Annotated in this window: 1 protein-coding gene; it reads left to right on the forward strand. The window is 55.2% G+C overall.

Annotation, left to right across the window (positions count from 1 at the left end):
- Positions 1-324, forward strand: a 324-nt coding sequence (locus RCF13_RS07940) for a methyl-accepting chemotaxis protein (RefSeq protein WP_308141049.1), incomplete at both ends; no start/stop codon positions are given.

Consider the following 324-nt stretch of genomic DNA (forward strand, 5'->3'; position numbering starts at 1 on the left):
ACAAGCGTCCAACCTTGAACAGACTGCAGCGTCGATGGAGCAGTTGGCTGCTGCGGTTCAGCAAAATGCAATGTCGTCGCAAACCGCCAGAAAACTGGCATCTGACGCTTCCGCCGTGGCCGCAGATGGGGGAGAGATCGTTGGAAGCGTTGTCTCGACGATGGGCGAGATCGCTCATAGCGCACGAAGGGTCGAAGAGATCATTCGAGTCATCGAAGGCATTGCATTCCAAACTAACATTCTTTCCCTCAATGCTGCGGTCGAGGCTGCTCGTGCTGGTGATCAAGGCCGCAGCTTTGCAGTGGTTGCAGGTGAAGTTCGAGT

Source organism: Stenotrophomonas maltophilia group sp. RNC7 (assembly GCF_030910085.1).
GTDB lineage: Bacteria > Pseudomonadota > Gammaproteobacteria > Xanthomonadales > Xanthomonadaceae > Stenotrophomonas > Stenotrophomonas sepilia.